This is a genomic window from Perlucidibaca aquatica (assembly GCF_001676655.1).
Taxonomy (GTDB): domain Bacteria; phylum Pseudomonadota; class Gammaproteobacteria; order Pseudomonadales; family Moraxellaceae; genus Perlucidibaca; species Perlucidibaca aquatica.
On record NZ_LZDB01000002.1, the window covers coordinates 824,275 to 844,155 of the forward strand.

Here is a 19,881-nt window from a genome sequence, read left to right on the forward strand (position 1 = left end):
TTTTCGCTCATGTGCGCTCTCTGCTTGCCGCTTCGCAGCGGTAAAAGGCATTACAACCGGCTTAGCGTCTGTAAGCAAGCCCCAATGCCTGTCGTACATCGGCTAATGTGTTAGCGGCTGTTTCACGCGCTCGCTCCGCACCTTCCGCTAAAACGCTACGTAGCATGTCTGGCGCTTGCTCAAATTCACGACCGCGCTGACGCATAGGCACCAGCTCGGCATTGATGGCGTCAATCACTGGCTTCTTGCACTCAAGGCAGCCAATGCCAGCACTGCGGCAACCTTCCTGCACCCACTGCTTACGCTGCTCATCCGAATACACTTCGTGCAACTGCCAAACAGGGCAGACATCGGGGTTGCCAGCATCGGTGCGTCGGATACGCGCCGGATCGGTCGGCATCTTGCGGATCTTGGCATCCACATCATCCGGCGCTTCACGTAAGGCGATGGTGTTGCCATAAGACTTGGACATCTTCTGACCATCCAAGCCCGGCATTTTCGCGGCTGGCGTCAGCAAAGCTTGAGGTTCAGGAAGGATGATTTTGCCCGATCCCTCGATAGAGCCCAGCAGACGCTCTTTATCGCCCAGGGTGATGTTCTGTTGATCTCGAACTAAGGCTTGCGCGGTTTCTAAGGCTGCCGCATCACCAGTTTCTTGATAGCGCTTACGCAGGTCGATGTAGACCTTGGAAGCCTTCTTGCCCATCTTCACCACCGCCGCTTCTACCGCCTGCTCAAAGCCAGGCTCACGACCAAAGAGGTGGTTAAAGCGACGCGCCACTTCGCGGGTAAGCTCAACGTGGGAGACCTGATCGGCACCAACCGGCACTAAACCCGCGCGATACAACAGAATGTCTGCTGCTTGCAGCAAGGGGTAGCCCAGGAAGCCGTAGGTGGCCAAGTCTTTTTCTTTGAGTTTTTCTTGTTGATCTTTGTAGGTCGGCACACGCTCCAACCATCCCAAGGGCGTCATCATCGACAACAGCAGATGCAGCTCGGCATGCTCTGGCATAGCGGACTGCACGAATAGCGTCGCCGCCTTTGGGTTCACGCCCGCCGCCAGCCAATCCACCACCATATCCATGGTGCTGGCTTCAAGCTGGCTTGGATCATCATAATGCGTTGTCAGCGCGTGCCAATCCGCAACGAAAAAGTAGCAATCGTACTCATGCTGCAGGGTGACCCAATTTTTCAACACGCCGTGATAATGACCGAGATGAAGACGGCCGGTGGGACGCATACCAGACAAAACGCGCTGGGGGGATGCCACTGAACTCAAGGACGACGCTCCACAATTAGACTGAACCGCAAAAAAGAATTATAGCCACGAAGCCAGGGGAATACTTTACTGAAATGGTGCCGGATCACCTAGGCCTTCGCGCAGTACCAAGGGGTTACCCTCACTAAAATCGACAACCGTGGTGGAGAGCAGACCGCCGTAGCCCGAGTCAAGAATGACATCGACCCGCTTTTGCAGCTGGCTCACAATCTCTTCAGGATCATTCAGCGGCTCAGTTTCCCCGGGCATTTGCAGTGTGGTGGATAGTAAAGGCTCGCCCATCAACTCCAGCAAGCCTTGAGCCACCGGGTGATCCGGAATGCGAATACCAATGGTCTGTTTCTTAGGGTGCAGTAAGCGCTTAGGCACTTCTTTGGTCCCAGGCAAAATGAACGTATAGGCGCCGGGGGTATGCGCTTTCAGTAAACGAAATACGCTGTTGTCGACCTTGGCATAGGTGCCAATCTCTGACAGGTCGCGACACAGTAAAGTCAGGTGATGATGATCATCCAAATCTCGCACGCGGCGTAACCGATCTAAAGCCGCTTTATCACCAATATGGCAGACCAAGACATAACTAGCGTCCGTGGCCATGACCAACAACTCACCGGCTTTGAGCCGCTCCACGGCTTGCTTGAGTAGGCGTGGTTGCGGATTCTCTGGGTGTAAATGCCAATGTTGTGTCACGCCGTTAACTCCCTGCTTAAAACGGATTCGGCATCCGTGGCCGGCCAGCCCCAGGCCGTCCAAATCGGTATACAACCTGCAGGCAGCGAAGGGAACCGGCCCAAGGCAATCCATGGCGCAGGCTTGCCGTGATAGTCACTGCCCTGCGAAGCCAGCAGCTCAAACTGCTGAGATAGCTTACCTAAATAAGCCACCATGTCTGGCTTTTCGGTAGCCGTTGCCACTTCCATGCCATCGCCACCGAGCGCCTTAAAGTCTTGTAGGAGCTGCCGCATCTTGGTTCGGCTCATGTCATAGCGACCTGGATGCGCCACCACCGACACGCCGCCAGCGGCCTTAATCCAAGACACCACATCGGCCAAGCTCGCCCAGGGCATGGGCACGGCAGCAGGCTTGCGAGGACCTAGGTATTTATCAAAAGCCTGTTGGATCGTGCTGACATGGCCAGCATCAAACAGCCATTGCGCCATGTGCGTACGACTCAAGGCATCAGGACTGCTGGCCAGCGCTAAGGCACCTTCATACGCCCCCTTCATGCCTAAGGCCTCCAGTTTGGCTGCCATGAGCTTGCCGCGCTCAGCCCGCGCACCTGCTTGCTGGGCAAGACCTGCTTTGAGTACAGGATGCTCAATATCCACCTGCAAGCCCACGACATGGATATTGTGCACACCCCAAACTGCAGATAGCTCGACCCCTGCGATTAAGGTCAGCCCAGTGCCGTTCGCCGCTAGTCTGGCCTCACGAATGCCATCCACGCTGTCATGATCGGTTAGCGCCAAAGCCTTTACCCCTGCGCGCACCGCCAAGGCCACCAAGTCGGCAGGCGACAAACTGCCGTCAGAACATTGGCTGTGGCTGTGCAAATCAATCAACGGCATGGATAGTGCTCGCGCGGTACATTAAGATGCCTGACTTTAACAGATTCGATAGAGGTAACACGGATGAAAGCGTGGTTGGATTTCCTGCCGCTGGTGCTGTTTTTTGTGGCGTATAAAGTGGCCGGAGTCTATACCGCTGCTGCCGTTCTGATGGTCAGCGTGACGCTTCTGTATGCCTTTATTTGGTGGCAGGAACGCCGCTTACAGACCAGCCAGTGGATTACCTTAGTGGCCACGGTGGTGCTCGGCAGCCTAACGCTCGTCATGCATAACGAGGCTTTTCTGCAATGGAAAGCGCCGGCAGTAAACGTGCTGCTCGCCCTTATCTTTGCTGGCAGTGCGTTTATTGGCGAGAAGCCATTGATTGAGCGCCTCATGGGTCAGGCACTGCAACTCAGCCGCAGCAAGTGGCAGCAACTCAACAGCGCATGGGTCATCTTTTTTCTACTGTGTGCCGCCGCTAATGCCTATGTCGTGCTTTACCACAGCGAGTGGTGGGTGGACTTCAAGCTCTTTGGGAGTTTGGGGATGACCTTCGCCTTCATCATCGCGCAGGGTATTTGGCTGACGCGTCAAGGCGCGCTTAAAGATTCGCCCCCCACGCACTAATTCTGGAGTTGAACATGTGGTACGCCATTATTTCTGAAGATGCGCCTAATACCCTCGCGCAAAGACTGGAACATCGACCAGCTCATGTCGCGCGCCTTCAGGAACTGCATCAGCAGGGCCGCTTATTGCTGGCCGGTCCGCACCCCGCCATTGATTCCGAAGATCCGGGTCCTTCAGGCTTCACCGGCAGCTTAGTGGTCGCCGAATTTGCGTCCTTGAGCGACGCTCAGGCTTTCGCGGATGCCGATCCGTTTGTTGCAGCCGGTGTGTATGCTCGCGTCAGCGTCAAACCTTTCCGCAAGACCCTGCCCTAACGTTGCACACTCAAAGCCCTCAACAGCTCACTATCGTTGGCGCCGGCATTGCTGGCGCCAGCTTGGCATGGCTGATGGCCGACCATGGCTGGCAGGTACGAGTGCTGGACGCAGCCACGCCGGGAAGTGGCGGCTCAGGTAACGCAGCAGCGATTTTGTACCCAAAGTTAGTCAGTGCCGAGCTCACCCCCGAGCACATTCAGTCCCAAGCCTTTTTGCATACGCTTAAGGTGCTAGAGGATCCACGTTTAGCACCACACTTTCAGGCCAGTGGCGTTCTTTGGCTACAAACTCGAAAACAGCATGTGGATATCGGGCCGGATCATCCGTGGTGGCAGAGTCAGGTCTGGTCGCTTAACGCAGAAGAGGCCAGCGCAAAGGCGGGCGTAGCCCTCCATCACCCTGCCCTTTGGCTACCCAATGCCGGATTAATTCACCCGGAAGGTTTGTTAGCGAGCCTGCTGGCACATAAAAATATTGAGTTGCTGACGCATCACGAAGTAACCGAAATCAGCCCAAATCATTCGGGCTGGCACATTCAGGTGCAGCCGGGTCATCAGCGTGAACCCATCACGTTGGACGCTAAGCACCTGGTGCTTGCCGTGGCGGGTGGTGCACAGCAACTATTAGCCACGCAACATCTGCCGTTAAAACCTGTACGCGGACAGATCACCACGCTGAAACGTCCCTTAGCGCTAAAAACAACGCTCTGCTACGGCGGCTACCTTACCCCAGGCTTTCATGGCCAGCATGTCTTAGGTGCGACGTTTCAGCCAGGTCGCTCAGACACCTCGCCTTGTCACCAAGATCAACTCGCCAATGCCTCAGCCTTACTGGATGCCGTGCCGAGCCTGACCACGCAGATTGGACTACACGAGAACGTGATGAGCTGGTCTGCTCGTGCCAGTGTGCGTTGGCAAACACCGGACTACTTGCCTATGGTGGGATGGCTACCTTGGCCCGCTGACTACGAGCGACTGCTTAGCACCCGCGTGGCGAGCAGACCAATGCCGGAGGAAATTCAAGAACTGCCGAAAATTGGCATTAGCTTAGGGCACGGGTCTAAAGGTTTTAGCCAAGCTTGGCTGGCCGCTGACCTACTTTGCCAAGCACTACTGGCTAAGCCTCAAGCGCAACACAGCGACTTACAGGAGCGCCTAAGGCCAGATCGTTTTCTCTTGAAAGCGTGGAAGCGTGGTCAGTTACGCTCAACCGCGCCTTAAGCTTATTGACTGAGGGGGCAGCCAGTGAGTTGTTGACGGTATTTGCCTTCGGTTTCACGAACACGCTCGGCATAACGAACCAACCACGGTTTTGCCAAATATGAATTGCGCGAAAAGCCACCCCGACCTTCGTGGTAGGCCAAGTACAAGTTATACGCGTCGTCGGCTCGAATACCGATCTCTCGCGTACTCAGGTTGTGATACCAGCCAATGAAGTCGATGGCGTCATCAAACTCATCACGACTAGCAAACCAGCGTGAATTCTTCGACACATATTCGTCCCACGTACCATCTAAGGCTTGCGAGTACCCATAGGCCGTGCTGGGTCTTGATCCAGGAAAAATGCCCAAAAAATATCGTCGGGGAGGTCTGGCATCGGCGCGATACGAAGACTCATGGTACATCGTGGCCATCAACACCGAGACAGGGATGCCCCAGCGACGCTCCGTACGAATGGCCGGGCTTTGCCAGGCTTGCTTCTCTGCGAAAACCGCACATAAATTTAAGGCATTGCGAGGCGGTGTTGGCATTGAGCTGCAGGCCATCAGCGTGAGCATCGGCAGCAACATCAGCCCTTTTAGGCCGCCGGATAGGCGCATCATTCGTGCTCTCGCAACATGCTAAGCAGTTGTTCTTCATCCCACACAGTAACGCCCAGCTCTTGCGCCTTCGTGAGCTTTGAGCCAGCACTCTCTCCCGCCACCAGCACATGCGTTTTCGCGGAAACGCTGCCACTAACCTTTGCGCCTAGGGCTTTCAGGCGAGCACCCGCCTCGTCCCGACTCAGTGTAGACAAGGTGCCCGTCAGCACCCAAGTCTGCCCTAGTAAAGGCTGCGGCAAGTCCTGCGCTGCAGCTTGGTCAGGCCAACGAACCCCCGCGGCCATTAAGGCATTAATCACCGACACATTATGCGGCTCACGCAGATAGCTCATGACGGACTGCGCCACCACAGGCCCCACATCAGGTGTTGCCAACAGTGCGACTTCATCTGCCTCTTGAAAGGCTTGCCAGCGTCCAAACTGTCGAGCAAATGCCTCTGCCGTGGCCTCGCCCACATTGGCGATACCCAGCGCGTAAATAAACCGTGCTAAGGTGGTTTCACGACTGGTCTCGATAGCTGCCAGTAGGTTATTGGCCGATTTTTCAGCCATTCGCGGCAGGCTTAAGAGTTGCTCTTGCGTTAAGCGATAGATATCGGCAGTGGAGTTGACCAAGCCAGCATCGACCATCAGATCGATCCATTTTTCGCCTAAGCCGTCGATATCCATAGCGCGTCGACTGGCAAAATGACGGATCGCTTCTTTACGTTGTGCGGGACAAAACTGACCTGCACTGCAGCGCGCAATCACCTCACCCTCAGGGCGCATGACGGCAGAACCGCACACCGGACACGCCGATGGCAGACTCACGATGAGCCGATGGGCATGCGCTTCATCATCCAAACGCCGCATCACTTTCGGAATGACATCGCCTGCGCGGTAAATCACCACCGTGTCGCCCGGACGTAAATCCAAACGCTGAACTTCATCCATGTTATGCAGGGTGGCATTACTGACCACCACACCCGCCACATTCACGGGACGTAAACGAGCGACAGGTGTGAGCGCGCCTGTACGACCGACTTGAAAATCGATGGCCTCTAGCGTGGTACTGACTTCTTGCGCGGGGAACTTATAGGCCACGGCCCAGCGCGGCGCGCGCGCAACAAAGCCCAAATCTTGTTGTAAGCGACGGTCATCCACTTTTACGACCATGCCATCAATATCAAACGGCAGGCTGTCGCGAGAGTCTAGGAGCGTTTGCCACGCCTGCTGCACAAACATGGGGCCATGGCCTAAACACACTTCATCGGCTATCACAAAACCCAAGGACTTGAACCAGCGCAGGGTTTGGCTGTGAGTGCTAGGCCAAGCAGCCCCTGAAATGGCCGCCAGCGCATAGGCATAAAAGGCCAAGGGTCGCTGCGCGGTGATGCGTGCATCGAGCTGACGCAATGCACCGGCAGCAGCGTTACGTGGATTAGCGAACACCTTTTCCCCGGCCGCTATCTGCCGCTCATTTAATGCTAAGAAACCGGCGCGGGGCATGAGTACCTCACCCCGAATCTCTAGATGCTCAGGCAGATTTTCACCGGCCAGCCGCTTAGGCACCGTCGCGATCGTCAGGACATTAGCGGTAATGTCTTCACCACTGCTGCCATCGCCACGCGTCGCTGCTTTCACTAATTGACCGTGACGGTAATGCAGCGTTACGGCTAGGCCATCGAACTTAGGCTCACAGATGTAGGGCAGCCCAACAGCGACTTCCCAATTCAGGCGCTCGCGTAGACGACGATCAAAATCCTGAAACTCGGTCTCGGAAAAGACATTGTCTAAAGACAACATGGGTACATCGTGCTTGACCGACGAAAATGCCGTATCCGCTGCTGCGCCCACGCGCTGACTGGGGGAGTCAGCGGTCACCAGGCTGGGAAAAGTGGCCTCGAGCGTTAAAAGCTCTCGGTAAAGTGCGTCATAGTCGGCATCCGGCAGGGTCGGTGCGTCATCGACATAATACGCTTTGGCATGTGCATGCAGTTGTTTACGCAGCTGCATCAGACGCTGCACCGCGTCGTCCAAGGACAAGCCACTCATAGCGACTGATATTGTTGGCGTTCGTAGGACACCACGGCTTCACGCCACTGATCGAGCTCTGCCTGAGTCAATACGTGGGAGTTGGCATCTAATAAATCGGCTTGCAGCTCATAGGCCAGACGGCGAGCGGTATCAATCATTAAGTCAAACGCCAAGGTGCTTTTTTTGCCCGGCAGACTCATGAAGAAACTAACGCCGGGTACTAAGTCGCGGGACAGACTATCAATGTTGAATGTGCCTGGCTCCACGGCCTGAGCCATGCTGAACAAAATGTCGCCTTGGCCCGTGGGATGTTCGTGACGGTGGAAAATATCCATATCGCCAAAACGAAGCCCATATTGAAGCAACAGCTCCAGTAATTGGCGGCCTTCAAAGAGTTGGGTGGTTGCCATGACGTGAATTGAGAACACGCGATCTATGGCTAAGTCTTGGGCAGAGGTTTCTAAGGACTCCGCTGCAGGGACTTTAGGTGCCAGAATTTCCTCAGGGAACAAATCGGCCTGACTGAGCTTTACAACCGGCGGGGCTGATACCTCAATAACTTGTTCGACCATTTGCTCTGCCGCTGCAGGCTCCTGAGCAGCCTCTTGAGCAGCCTCGTGAACAGCTTCATGAACCTGAGCCGCCACAGGCACAGATTCCGTAGCCGCCAGGGGAGCGTCGATTTTCTCATTCTCTAGACGCAGGGCATCAGCGCGCTCGCGAATGCGAACTTCACTCAAAATTTCAGAGCGCACCGGCGTGTTATCGAGGCGCTCTGTGGGCACCGGTTCGATCTTCACTTTCAAACGGCGCTTACGGGCGCCGTTCATCAAGAGCATTGCCGCAAGACCCACTAAAACTGCCAGTGCTATTAAAAGCATCGGTTCATGCATCATGAGCCGGACCTTCTCTCTTGTTGTGTGAGCTGATTACCATGCACTGAGGTCATTGGCCGGCCAAAGCGGCCGCTTCGTCAACATTGACCGAAACCAATCGGGACACCCCAGGTTCTTGCATCGTAACGCCCATCAATTGTTGAGCCATCTCCATGGCGATTTTATTGTGCGTAATGTAGATGAACTGTACCTGAGCGGACATCTCTTCGACTAGTCTGGCGAAGCGTCCTACGTTGGCATCATCTAATGGCGCATCGACCTCATCAAGCATACAGAACGGCGCTGGATTGAGCTGGAAAATCGAGAATACCAAAGACAAAGCCGTCAGCGCCTTTTCACCGCCCGAGAGCAGATGAATCGTTGAGTTACGTTTACCTGGCGGCCTGGCCATGATCGTCACGCCAGCTTCCAACAAGTCTTCGTCGGTCAATTCCAGATACGCCGTACCGCCACCAAATACTTTCGGGAACAGCGCCTGCAAACCCGCATTTACTTTTTCGAAAGTCTCTTTAAACAAGGCGCGTGTTTCACGATCAATTTTACGGATCGCATTTTCCAGCGTCTCAAGCGCCTCGTTGAGGTCTGCGTCTTGCAAGTCGAGGTAGTTCTTGCGCTCAGCCTGCGCTTGGTACTCTTCAATGGCCGCTAAGTTAATAGCCCCTAAACGCGCAATGCGAATCGCCACACGCTCCAACGACAGCTGCCAAGCCGTATCGCTGGCATCGTCAGGCAAGTCCGTCAGTACTTGCTCCAAAACAGCATCACTTTCTTGTAACTGCTCAACCTGCGCCTCACGCTTTGCCACGGCGTTTTGCCACTCCAAACGCATGCTTTGTAGACTGTCACGGGTAATTTGAACTTGCTGATCTGCGCGTGTACGGCCGCTCTCAGCTTCCCGAAGTTGTTGCTGAATGACATCCACTTGGTTACGGACTTGCGACAACGCTTGCTCGGCTTGCAAATGTTGCTCTAACAGTTGTTCCAGCTCGTCGCCATCTTCACCGGCGGGTGCCGATAACTCCATCAATTGCATCGCCAACTGCTCGCGACGCTCTCGTAAGCTTTCACCCTGCTCATCCAAACGCTGCAAGCCCGCACGCAAACCCTGCAAGCGAGCGTTTAAGGTCTGCCGACGCAAGGCGCACTGATGCAGCAACTCACGGCGTTCGCGTTGATTCGCACGCGCTTGATCTACGGCCTCACGCCAACGCTCACGATCCGCCAGTTTTGCCTCACGCTCACGCGAATCTTGCGACATCAGCTCAATGGCTTCCTGCAAATTCATGCGCGATTCAGCCAGTGACTCTTGATCGAGCTGAGCCTGGCGAGCGACCTCTTGCATGTCTTGACCGATGCGCTCGCGGCGCGCCAGAAACTGTTCGAGGCGAACTTGGCGTGCGCCTATTTGGGCTTGGATATCGCCCAGTGAACGGTTGCGCAGCGTGAGTTCACGCTGGCATTGCTCACGCGCTAACTCGCCATCACGCAACGCCTCACGCACTTCCAGCTGTTGCTCTTGTAGCTGCTGCAAGGTAGTCGTTAATTGCTCAATGTCTGCGTCCAACTTCAACAATTCACGTTGACGCGCCAGCTGCCCCTGAGCAGGATCGGCTTTACCGGCGCGATAGCGCAGCCACGTATCGCCTAACCAATAGCCTTCGGTGGTAATGACCGACTCATGAGCCTGCAGCTGCGGCTTTAGATTTAAGGCATGAGCCAGATCATCGGCTAAATAAACTGACGCAAAACGGGACTTCAGCCATTCCGGCGCCGACTCGAGAGTAGTCGCTAGCGTTGGCCAATCTCGCGTCGACTGCAGCGCAATAGGTGACTTACCCGACTCAGAAAAAGCCACCTCACCGACCGTTAAGGTGTCTAGTTGTTCGGCGACCTGCGCCAGTGAGGTGACCTCTAAACTTTGCAATTGCGGGCCCAGCACCGTTTCTACGGCGGCTTCCCACCCGGCTTTCACCCGCAGCGTCTTCGCCAAGGCCTGACCTTGAATGCCACGTGCTTGCAACCAAGAGTTAACCGCAGACTGACTCTTCTCAGCCGCCTCCTGTAATGCCCGGAGTGAAGCCTCACGGCCCCGCATAGCCTGTAACTGTTGGCGTTGCTGATCAATCTCAACACCCAATTCCGACAACCGCTGACGATTACCCTGCATGGCCTCGCTGGCTTGAAGCAGTTGTCCTTCGCTCGCCTCCACTGCCATGGCTTGCTCAGCGGATTGCTCCTGCAAGTCGGCAAGCTCCTGCTCTAGCGGACCAGCATTTAAGGCCGATTGCTCTTGCTCAAGTCGAGCCAAACGCTCTTGGTGACGACGTAGGGCTTGCTCCATGTGCTGAATACGCGACTGCTCAACTTCCGCACGCTGGCGAGGCGCTTGCGAGCGGCTATTAAACTGATCCCAATCCTGCTGCCAGTCAGCCAACTGTTGCTCTGCTGAAAGTAATTGCTCAGTCATGGCCTCCGCTTCAGCGCTCAATAATTCGTGCTGAGGCTCTAGGGTTAAACATTCTGCCTCGGCCTGCTCCAACTCAAAACGGTCATGATCCAGGAGCTGTCTCGCTTGTTCAGCCTGACGTTCAATGGCCGCTTGTGCCGTTTGAATTTCTGCAATGCGCTCGTGACGATAACGCTGCGCTTGTTGCACGCGAGCAATATCACTGCCCAACGCGTAGTAGCGACTTTGGACTTGATTGAACTCATCACTCAGGCTGAATTGAATTTCACGGTCACGCACCAAGGCCGCTTCGTATTCACGCTGCGAGGCCATGGCTGCCTCGAGTTTGACTGCCAGCTCACGAATGCTGGCTTCATATTGCTGGACTTGCTGGTCCAGGCCTCGCCACCGCAGAGCATGTAATTGCGCCCTCAGCGTTCGTTCTTCGAGTTTGCACTCTTTGTACTTTTCCGCGTCTCGAGCCTGCTTTTCAAGATGCTGTAGTTGCTTACCCAGTTCCTCACGAATGTCATTGAGGCGAGCCAAATTCTCTCGCGTATGACGCATACGATTCTCGGTTTCGCGACGCCGCTCTTTGTACTTGGAAATGCCCGCCGCTTCTTCAATATATACACGCAGCTCTTCGGGCTTAGATTCAATGAGTCGCGAAATCATGCCCTGCTCAATGATGGCGTAGGAGCGCGGCCCGAGACCGGTGCCTAAGAAAATGTCAGTAATGTCTTTACGACGGCAGCGCGTGCTATTGAGGAAGTAGTCGGAACGGGCATCACGCGTCACCACACGCTTAATGGAAATCTCAGCGTACTGCGCCCACTCGCCGCCCAACGAGCCATCGGCATTATCGAAAATCAACTCAATGGACGCCTGGCCCACGGGCTTACGACCCACCGCGCCATTGAAAATGACGTCGGTCATGCTCTCGCCGCGCAAGTTTTTAGCCGAGCTCTCACCCATGACCCAGCGCACGGCATCAATAATATTGGACTTGCCGCAACCATTGGGGCCAACCACCGCAGACAAATTGGTGGGAAAGCTCGCCGTGGTAGGGTCCACAAAGGATTTGAAGCCCGCCAGCTTGATGGATTTTAAACGCATACTGTTTCCTTAACGGCGGTGCCGACGAGCCCAAGCCATCTCAATTTGCTTAACGCGAAAGAGCGACTCCAGCACTAAATTTCGTTGATGCATCACAAATTCTTCTAGGTATTCCGCGGCGCGCTCAGACTGCCTGAGCAAGACCGCATCGAGAAGCCCTCGTAAAAAGCTAAAGGACTCCTCGAGCTCACGCTTATTCATCTGCAACGCCAAGTAATAGGCACGGCGAACGGATGGCTGCATATCCTTGAGCTGCTGATCCAAATAGGGGTTAGCTGCAAATACAGAAGCCGATTTCAACCACTCCAGGCTGCGCTCAAAAAACAGCTCCGTATCTTCCTCAACAACAGCCTCTTGGATGTGCTGAATACCCTCCATAAAGGGCTCAAGACTGGTTTGCTGCCACACCTCAGCCCACCGCCTAACCACCAAGCTCAGTTGCAGGTTCAGCACTTCATATAAACTTTTCACCAGTGCTGGAGTTAACTCCGTCACAACTGCGCCGCGACGCGGAAAAATATCAATGAGATGCCGACGCTGCAAAATCAATAGCGCCTCACGCACTGAGCCGCGACTGACTTCCAACTCCGCGACAATACGCATTTCCTGAATGCGTTCGCCCTCGACCAAATCGCCGGTAACGATCTGCCTTTCGAGATGATGCGCAATTTGTTCAGCGAGACTGTCTTGAGCGCGAAACGTCATAGGAAAAAAGCTACTCTTTACGGATGCTCGGCATCCTAGCACAGGCTTTTGAGCTTGCCGGTTCGTTCGTCGATTGTTGGACAAACTGTACGCATATTCTTTAATAAAGCAGCATTACTGATAAGCACGGTCAACAAATTCCATTTTCACTGACGAGTCTGCGCTGTTATTCTGCGCGCCTTCTATACCCTGTGGATGAACCCGCATGTATCGCTACGATGCGTATGACCAAAAAATTGTCGACGACCGCGTTCGCCAGTTCCGTGACCAAACTCAGCGCTACCTCGCTGGCCAGCTCAGCGAAGATGAGTTCCGCCCATTGCGCTTGCAGAACGGTCTCTATGTTCAGCGCTATGCGCCCATGCTGCGCATTGCTGTGCCGTACGGCATGCTCTCTAGCGATCAGCTGCGCAAAATTGCGGATATCTCCCGTCATTACGATCGTGGCTATGCTCATGTCAGCACACGTCAGAATTTCCAGCTGAACTGGCCTGCCCTAGCCGATGTGCCAGAAATTCTGGCGGAGTTAGCTCAGGTCGAGATGCATGCCATCCAAACCAGTGGTAACTGTATTCGCAACACCACCACCGACCAATTCGCGGGTGTTGTCGCCGGTGAGATTGAAGATCCGCGCCCTACCTGCGAATTGATCCGTCAGTGGTCGACCTTCCATCCGGAATTCGCCTTCCTGCCGCGCAAGTTCAAAATTGCCGTGAACGCACTTCCTGAGATTGATCGTGCCGCCACACAGGTGCATGACATTGGTGTGTACATTGTTCGCAATGCCGCGGGTGAAGTTGGCTACAAAATCATGGTGGGTGGCGGCCTGGGTCGAACCCCCATCATTGGCTCCATTATTCGTGAGTTCCTGCCGCGTCAGGATTTGATCGCCTATTTGGATGCCGTGCTGCGCGTGTACAACCTGCATGGTCGCCGCGACAACAAATACAAAGCCCGTATCAAAATCTTGGTTAAGGCCCTCACCCCTGCGGTCTTTGCCGAGCAAGTGGAAGCCGAGTTCAAGCATCTTCAAAACGGTCCATTGACTGTTCCGAGTGCTGAATTTGAGCGCCTTGCCAGCTTCTTTACAGCGCCTGCTTATGAGTCGCTGCCCGCCATTGCCGCTGAGCTCACCGCTGCTCGCGCACATGATGCCGTGTTTGATAACTGGGTCCATCGCAATGTGTCGGCACATAAAGTGCCGGGCTACGCCATTGTCACGTTATCGCTGAAGCAAGTGGGTATTGCGCCCGGTGATATCACCGCCGAACAAATGGAAGCCGTTGCTGGCCTCGCGGACACGTTCAGCTTTGGTGAGTTACGCACCACGCACGAACAAAACATCGTGCTTGCCGATGTGAAGCAATCGGATCTGCCAGCGCTTTACGCTGAATTGAAAACATTGGGTTTTGACACTGCCAACATCGGCTTCCTGACCAACATCATCTGCTGCCCCGGTGGAGACTACTGCTCGCTGGCCAATGCCAAATCCATCCCCATTGCCGAAGCAATCCAACGTCGCTATCAGGATCTGGAAGAGGTGTATGACCTCGGCCCGCTCGACCTGAATATCTCGGGTTGTATGAATGCCTGCGGTCATCACCATGTGGGCCATATCGGGATTCTCGGTGTGGACAAGAAAGGCGCCGAGTTCTACCAAGTTTCATTAGGTGGCTCGTCCGGGCACGATGCCAGCATTGGCGACATCCTTGGCCCATCGTTTGAAGCCGATGACATGGCGGAAGTGATTGAGGAAATCCTCAATACCTACCTCGATCTGCGTCAGTCCGGCGAGACATTCCTCAGCACTTACCGTCGTGTCGGCATTGCCGTCTTTAAGGAGCGCGTTTATGCCAACGCTGATTAAAAACGGCGCCATTGCCGCCGATACCTATACCCGTGTGGATGCTATTGACGGCAATTTATCCCTGCCTGCTGGGGATGTGCTGGTCGGCCTAGACACCCTCCTCAGCCACCGCGCTCAAGTTCTAGCTCATGCGGGCCGCAAGGGCGTGCAACTAAAGCCAGACCAGTTTGCCGAGCAAATCGCGGATCTGGTTTCTGAGCTCGACTTAGTTGCCGTTGAGTTCCCAGCGTTTGCGGATGGCCGCGGCTACTCCACGGCGTACCTTCTGCGCACGCGCTTTGGCTTTACAGGCGAACTGCGCGCCGTTGGCGATATTTTCAAAGACACACTGTTTTATCAGGCGCGTGTTGGCTTTGATGCCTTCGCTATTCGCGATGATAAAGATGCCGAAGTGGCGCTGAAAGGCCTGGCAGATTTCAGCGAGGTGTATCACGCCTCGGCAGATCAGCCTCAGCCCTTATTTTTGCGCCGCGCTATATGACTTAGCGCGGCGTTTTCCGCGAACGGAATAAGCTGATGCCCAGCCAAGCAAAACCTAGCAAAGACAGGCTGCTTAACATCATCATAAGTTGACCGGACCAGCCCCAGTATTGCCCGGTGTGAAGCATTTTCCATGATGCAGTGATTTGCTCGCCCCACGGCTTTTCAGCAAAGCGCTTATGCGACAACACATCACCCGATGGGCTAAACGTGAGGGTGTTCTTCTCACGAATATGCGGCGAATCTTTCGACAAATATTCCACGCGAATGGCATCGCTGGGCAACGTGGCCAAAAGCACCGTGACACTGTCATAGGCCGGCAATTCAGCTTGCAAACGCGGCCAAACCGACGCCAGATACCCATCGAATTGCTCTGCCGTAAGAACCTCTTTAGGGCCGGGCTTAGGCTTCTTAGGCATCTCCACGGACAGCACTTGGTAGATTCCGGCTTTGTACCAATCGTAGGACCAGCTCAATCCCGTCGCCGCTGAGAAAATAAACAGGGCAAATAGCCAAGTGCCCGCCACGCTATGCAACTGAAAACGCCATGCCCGACCATTGAGGCCGCGACGGTAGCCCAACCAACCACCAACACCTTGGGGTCGGCGCTTCCAGCGCAGGTAAAGACCACTTAGCGACATAAAAATCAGAACGAATGCGGATACACCAGTAACTGCCTTGCCCACTTTATCGGCCAACAAATTGCGATGAAGATCCTCAATCCACTCGAAAGCGGCTTCACCTGTAGGCTCAGGCAATAGAGCGCCGGTGTAGGGATCCACCCCCACTGATTCACCTTTAGGGCTTTTCGCCGACGTAAAAATGACCTGTGCCGGACGATCAGGTTGACCACTCAGGGTTAATGCCTGCACCGGACGATTGGGTTCAGCCCGTTGAATTTGCTGATACAACGCCTGCGGGCTGAGCATCACCTGACCCGCTGCGGGCTCTAACTGAAGGATGCCGGGATTTAATAGACGTAAAATCTGTGGTTCAAAGGCCATCATTGCACCCGTGCTACCCACTAGTGCAATGACCAGAGCTGCACTTACGCCGAGCCAGGCATGAAGACGCAGCAAAACTGTTTTAAGCATCGCTAACTCTCAAGAGGATGGAGGTAAATCAGTGACGAAACCGACTTTGGCTAAGCCCGCTTCAACAGCAGCAGACAACACCTGAGCCACCACTTCGTAGTCCGTCTTACGATCGGCACGAAGATGTACTTCGCTCTCAGGTTTAAATTGTTTGAGATAGATTGGTAATGCGCTGACAGCCACATCAACCCCATTCACCAAGAGACGACCGTCCGCCAACACCGCAATGTCAACCGGCTTACTGGCTGCTGCTAAGGGCTTGGCAGAGGCTTGTGGTAAATCTACCTTTACCGCATGCGTCATCAGTGGTGCCGTGATCATAAAAATGATGAGCAAGACCAGCATGATGTCAATAAACGGCACCATGTTGATTTCGGCATTGGCTTCAATCTCGTCGCCTTGTTCAAACGATCCAAATGCCATCGAATTACTCCTGATTATCCCGTGATTGCTGGATACGAGAGATCATGCGCTCCGATGTTTTTTCTACATCGTGCAGTAATGAACCCGTCGCCAAACCCGTCGATAAGAAAGCGAAGACATCGTGAGCAAAGGAGTTCAGCTGAACCAACGTATTGCGGTTTAGACGCACGAATACGTTGTAGGCAACGGCACTGGGGATGGCCACCGCCAATCCGAGCCCGGTCATGATCAGTGCCTCACCGACAGGGCCTGCGACTTGATCTAACCCACCTTGCCCGCTCAGGCTGATGGCCATGAGCGCGTGGTAGATACCCCATACCGTGCCGAACAAGCCCACAAACGGCGCACTCGAGGCCACCGTAGCGAGGAAGGTCAAGCCGCCCTCTAAGCGCGCTTTGTCTTGATCGATGGCGCGCTTCAACGAACGCGTCAAAAAGTCTTCAGCCGAGCCGGCTTCTACCAGCGAGTTGTTCTGGCGCGACTGATGCTGCTCAACGGCGGTAAATCCGTGATGCACTAAGTGTGAGAACGGATCGGTAATGCCCGTGCTGCGCAGCTTGCGCGCCACAGCTTCGAGGCTAGGTGCGGCCCAAAAACCACGAACGAAATCACGAGAGCGATTCTGAGCGCCCCAGTAGCGCCAGCCTTTGGTCACAATGTAGTACCAAGTGCCCACCGACATGACGAACAAAATGGCCAGAATGCTTAATGCAACGCCATCAGCCTGATCCATGAAATGTTGAAAACCCATGATGCTCACTCAGCCTTAATTAATTGGTTAACTTGAATACGAGGGGCACTAGCACCCACTCCGTCAGATTTTCATCGCCCCGTTTTGCCGGGATAAATCGCCACTGGCGCACCGCTGCGATCGCCGCATCATCGAGCCGGCTGTAGCCACTGCTTCGTTGCAAATCGATTTGTTGGGGTTTTCCGTCGCTGCTCACTTGCACGCGTAACAGCACCTTACCGGCCTCGCCATTGCGTCGCGATAAAGCCGGATAGCTCGGCGCTGGATTGTTCAGATAGGCCGCATCAAAACGGGGCGGCACGACCGGAGCAGCCAACGCGGGCTCCGGCGGCTGCTCAACAGGCTTGGGCGTAGGCTGTGGCGGCTGTACGGGTGGCAAGGGCTTAGGTTCTGGTGTGGGTAGCGCCGGTGCAGGCGCATCTGTCTTAACCCGCTTAATTTCAGGCTTGGGCAATGGTTTGGGCACAGGTTGTGGCTTGACCGGTACGGGCTTCACCGGAGCATCCACAGGGGGTGATGCCTGCAGCATGCGAACCGACAGCACATCCACGCGAACGGGGTCGCTGACCCGCTGAAACATAAACAAGCCACCGAGTAACAACGCGTGAAACAACACAATGCCGGCTAAGACCGGATAGGCCACCGTTTCCGCGTGTTCATGCAAGGGGTCGTCGGCTATATAGGCATTTTTCATGGCTGAAATTGTACGGGCAAAACATCACCAACTCAATAAATGAGAATCAATCTCATAAAGATTTTTAAGCTGTCTGGGCCGATTGCCGCAACAGATTGTGATAAACAGCCGACAGCCTCACTGCTTCGGGATCACTCCCCTCAGGGCGACTCATGAGCGCTTGCACAGAAGTATCTAGATCGAATAACAGACTCCGTCTACGCTCATCCGGCACGATACTTTGTGCCCAGAAAAATGCCGCCAGGCGCTCTCCCCGCGTCACCGGCTCAACCTGATGCAGACTACTGGCGGGATAGACTACCAGATCACCCGCATCAAGCTTGACCTGCTGCGCACCAAACGGCGTTTCTATGCTCAGCTCACCGCCGTCATAAGACTCTGGATCGCTAAGAAACAATGTCGCCGAAACATCACTACGCATCGGCAAGGCGCTATCACTTTGGGCCATCAGCGCGGCATCAACATGCAGGCCGTAATGACCGCCATCGGCATAACGATTGAAGCGAGGCCGAGTGATATGCAACGGCAGTACCGCTGAAATGAATCGCGGATGCTGACTCACCGTGCGTCGGATCAGATCGGCCAGAGCATTTACAGCCGGCGTTTCCGGGCATTGCTGGTTATGTTTGACAGACACCGCCAGCGGGCCGGCCGTAACTTTTCCAGAGTGCCAGTCGGCTTCTGCCAATTGCTGACGGCAACCTGTCAGCAGATCCTCTGAGCAGACTTTCGGAATTAAAATCAACATGCTGAAAACTCGTTCGGGTTAACAAGACAGGCTGCTGATATATCTGCCAGCGTAGCGCAACCGGCCAGCGCCATGGTCAGCTCCAGCTCTTCACGCAGCAGACGCAGCACCTGCGCCACGCCGAGGGCGCCAGCAGCACCAAGGCCATAAGCCTGAGGGCGACCAAGCAGTACCGCTTGAGCACCCAGCGCCAGAGCCTTGAATACATCGCTGCCACGGCGGATACCACCATCGAGCAAAAGCAAGAAGTCGTCGTCAACAGCAGCGCGCACCTGAGGCAGCACGGCAATACTGGCCGGACTACCCTCCAGTGCACGGCCGCCATGATTCGAGACCACGACGCCGGCCACGCCCAGCTTTTTTGCCTGCACGGCATCCTGAGGATGCAGAATGCCCTTCAGAATGATGGGCAAGGCCGTTTGCTGTTGCAACCAGACGATGCTGTCCCAGCGTGGCGCAGACGCCATGTGGCCTTGGAAAATGACGCTGTCTTGGGCTTGAAGATAATGCGTCTGCGCAGCCGACATACCCGCCAGATTGACTGCACGAACATGCTCAGGCATCGCAAAGCCCGCTTGCTGCGAGCGCAGACGCGGGCCATGCACCGGCACATCCACCGTCACCACCAGTGCCGAATAGCCTGCCGCTTCGGCGCGGCGAACCAGTCTCAGCGTATCTTCGGCTCGCGCCTGAAAATACAGCTGAAACCACTTGCGCGCAGGCAGTTCTGCAGCAACGGCCTCCAGACTGCACGATGACAAGGTGCTCAGCACCATGCCGGCATCCATCGCAGTGGCCGCCTCTGCCGTTGCCAGCTCACCATCCCGATGCAGAGCGCTCTGATACGCCAGAGGACCCAGCAAAACCGGATGCACAAATGGTTCGCCCAGTAGCGTCAGCGCCGTATGGCCCTGGCGAACATCCGCCAGAACACGCGGCCAGATGCGCAAACGATCGAATGCAGCTTCGTTCGCTCGCCGTGTCTGATCTTCGCCACCACCCTCCTCGACATGCGCCGTGAGCGCCCGCCCCCAATGCCTGCTCGCCATGTCAG

Annotated in this window: 19 protein-coding genes; 5 read left to right on the top strand and 14 right to left on the bottom strand. The window is 55.2% G+C overall.

The window, feature by feature from the left end:
- Window positions 1-61: 61 nt before the first annotated feature.
- The 3 genes from A8710_RS07610 to A8710_RS07620 all read right to left on the bottom strand — a co-directional run bounded on the left by A8710_RS07610 (window position 62) and on the right by A8710_RS07620 (window position 2,844).
- A complete protein-coding gene (locus tag A8710_RS07610) occupies window positions 62-1,279 on the bottom strand; it encodes a tryptophan--tRNA ligase (RefSeq protein WP_082968730.1) in 1,218 nt (405 codons plus the stop codon).
- 66 nt (window positions 1,280-1,345) lie between these two features.
- On the bottom strand, window positions 1,346-1,966 hold the full coding sequence (locus A8710_RS07615; RefSeq protein ID WP_068859358.1) for an L-threonylcarbamoyladenylate synthase: 621 nt from the start codon (window positions 1,964-1,966) through the stop codon (window positions 1,346-1,348).
- Complete coding sequence (locus A8710_RS07620; RefSeq protein WP_068859359.1) at window positions 1,963-2,844, bottom strand: PHP domain-containing protein; 882 nt, start codon at window positions 2,842-2,844, stop codon at window positions 1,963-1,965. Before A8710_RS07620 ends, A8710_RS07615 begins: the two co-directional genes overlap by 4 nt.
- A gap of 63 nt (window positions 2,845-2,907) precedes the next feature.
- Here A8710_RS07620 and ispZ point away from each other — a divergent pair, with 63 nt between their 5' ends.
- The 3 genes from ispZ to mnmC are packed head-to-tail and all read left to right on the top strand — an operon-like array spanning window position 2,908 to window position 4,990.
- Window positions 2,908-3,453, top strand: coding sequence for a septation protein IspZ (gene ispZ / locus A8710_RS07625; protein WP_068859361.1), 546 nt, complete (start codon window positions 2,908-2,910; stop codon window positions 3,451-3,453).
- A 14-nt stretch (window positions 3,454-3,467) separates the two neighbouring features.
- Window positions 3,468-3,767, top strand: coding sequence for a YciI family protein (locus tag A8710_RS07630; protein ID WP_068859363.1), 300 nt, complete (start codon window positions 3,468-3,470; stop codon window positions 3,765-3,767).
- A 2-nt stretch (window positions 3,768-3,769) separates the two neighbouring features.
- A complete protein-coding gene (gene mnmC, locus A8710_RS07635; protein WP_068859365.1) occupies window positions 3,770-4,990 on the top strand; it encodes an FAD-dependent 5-carboxymethylaminomethyl-2-thiouridine(34) oxidoreductase MnmC in 1,221 nt (406 codons plus the stop codon).
- Between the two features lie 2 nt (window positions 4,991-4,992).
- On the opposite strand, the gene A8710_RS07640 is transcribed toward mnmC, so the two are convergent.
- Genes A8710_RS07640 through A8710_RS07660 form a run of 5 tightly spaced genes read right to left on the bottom strand, consistent with a single transcriptional unit; the run spans window position 4,993 to window position 12,770 of the window.
- A complete protein-coding gene (locus A8710_RS07640) occupies window positions 4,993-5,592 on the bottom strand; it encodes a transglycosylase SLT domain-containing protein (protein ID WP_198341638.1) in 600 nt (199 codons plus the stop codon).
- Window positions 5,589-7,625, bottom strand: a complete 2,037-nt coding sequence (ligA, locus tag A8710_RS07645; protein ID WP_068859367.1) for an NAD-dependent DNA ligase LigA — start codon at window positions 7,623-7,625, stop codon at window positions 5,589-5,591. Before ligA ends, A8710_RS07640 begins: the two co-directional genes overlap by 4 nt.
- On the bottom strand, window positions 7,622-8,503 hold the full coding sequence (gene zipA, locus A8710_RS07650; RefSeq protein WP_068859369.1) for a cell division protein ZipA: 882 nt from the start codon (window positions 8,501-8,503) through the stop codon (window positions 7,622-7,624). The genes ligA and zipA overlap by 4 nt, the downstream gene beginning before the upstream one ends.
- A 49-nt stretch (window positions 8,504-8,552) precedes the next feature.
- A complete protein-coding gene (smc, locus tag A8710_RS07655; protein WP_068859371.1) occupies window positions 8,553-12,065 on the bottom strand; it encodes a chromosome segregation protein SMC in 3,513 nt (1,170 codons plus the stop codon).
- Window positions 12,066-12,074: 9 nt separating this feature from the next.
- On the bottom strand, window positions 12,075-12,770 hold the full coding sequence (locus A8710_RS07660) for a GntR family transcriptional regulator (protein WP_068859373.1): 696 nt from the start codon (window positions 12,768-12,770) through the stop codon (window positions 12,075-12,077).
- A gap of 205 nt (window positions 12,771-12,975) precedes the next feature.
- On the opposite strand from A8710_RS07660, the gene A8710_RS07665 reads away from it, so the two are divergent.
- Entirely contained in the window at window positions 12,976-14,637 is a 1,662-nt protein-coding gene (locus tag A8710_RS07665; protein ID WP_068859375.1) for a nitrite/sulfite reductase, read from the top strand.
- The gene (locus A8710_RS07670) at window positions 14,621-15,118 is read left to right on the top strand and encodes a DUF934 domain-containing protein (protein WP_068859377.1); all 498 of its coding nucleotides are present in this window, start codon (window positions 14,621-14,623) and stop codon (window positions 15,116-15,118) included. Before A8710_RS07665 ends, A8710_RS07670 begins: the two co-directional genes overlap by 17 nt.
- A gap of 1 nt (window position 15,119) precedes the next feature.
- Here the strand turns inward: A8710_RS07670 and A8710_RS07675 are convergent, their stop codons facing one another.
- The 6 genes from A8710_RS07675 to A8710_RS07700 all read right to left on the bottom strand — a co-directional run bounded on the left by A8710_RS07675 (window position 15,120) and on the right by A8710_RS07700 (window position 19,876).
- Window positions 15,120-16,211 (bottom strand): PepSY-associated TM helix domain-containing protein, encoded by a 1,092-nt coding sequence (locus A8710_RS07675; RefSeq protein ID WP_068859379.1) that lies wholly within the window; start codon window positions 16,209-16,211, stop codon window positions 15,120-15,122.
- Between the two features lie 9 nt (window positions 16,212-16,220).
- Window positions 16,221-16,634, bottom strand: coding sequence for an ExbD/TolR family protein (locus A8710_RS07680; protein ID WP_068859381.1), 414 nt, complete (start codon window positions 16,632-16,634; stop codon window positions 16,221-16,223).
- 4 nt (window positions 16,635-16,638) lie between these two features.
- On the bottom strand, window positions 16,639-17,385 hold the full coding sequence (locus A8710_RS07685) for a MotA/TolQ/ExbB proton channel family protein (protein ID WP_068859383.1): 747 nt from the start codon (window positions 17,383-17,385) through the stop codon (window positions 16,639-16,641).
- A gap of 19 nt (window positions 17,386-17,404) precedes the next feature.
- Window positions 17,405-18,079: an energy transducer TonB gene (locus A8710_RS07690; RefSeq protein WP_068859385.1), complete on the bottom strand. Its 675-nt coding sequence runs from the start codon at window positions 18,077-18,079 to the stop codon at window positions 17,405-17,407.
- 64 nt (window positions 18,080-18,143) lie between these two features.
- Entirely contained in the window at window positions 18,144-18,827 is a 684-nt protein-coding gene (locus A8710_RS07695) for a Fe2+-dependent dioxygenase (RefSeq protein WP_068859387.1), read from the bottom strand.
- A complete protein-coding gene (locus A8710_RS07700; protein ID WP_157686348.1) occupies window positions 18,821-19,876 on the bottom strand; it encodes an alpha-hydroxy acid oxidase in 1,056 nt (351 codons plus the stop codon). Before A8710_RS07700 ends, A8710_RS07695 begins: the two co-directional genes overlap by 7 nt.
- Window positions 19,877-19,881: the final 5 nt, after the last annotated feature.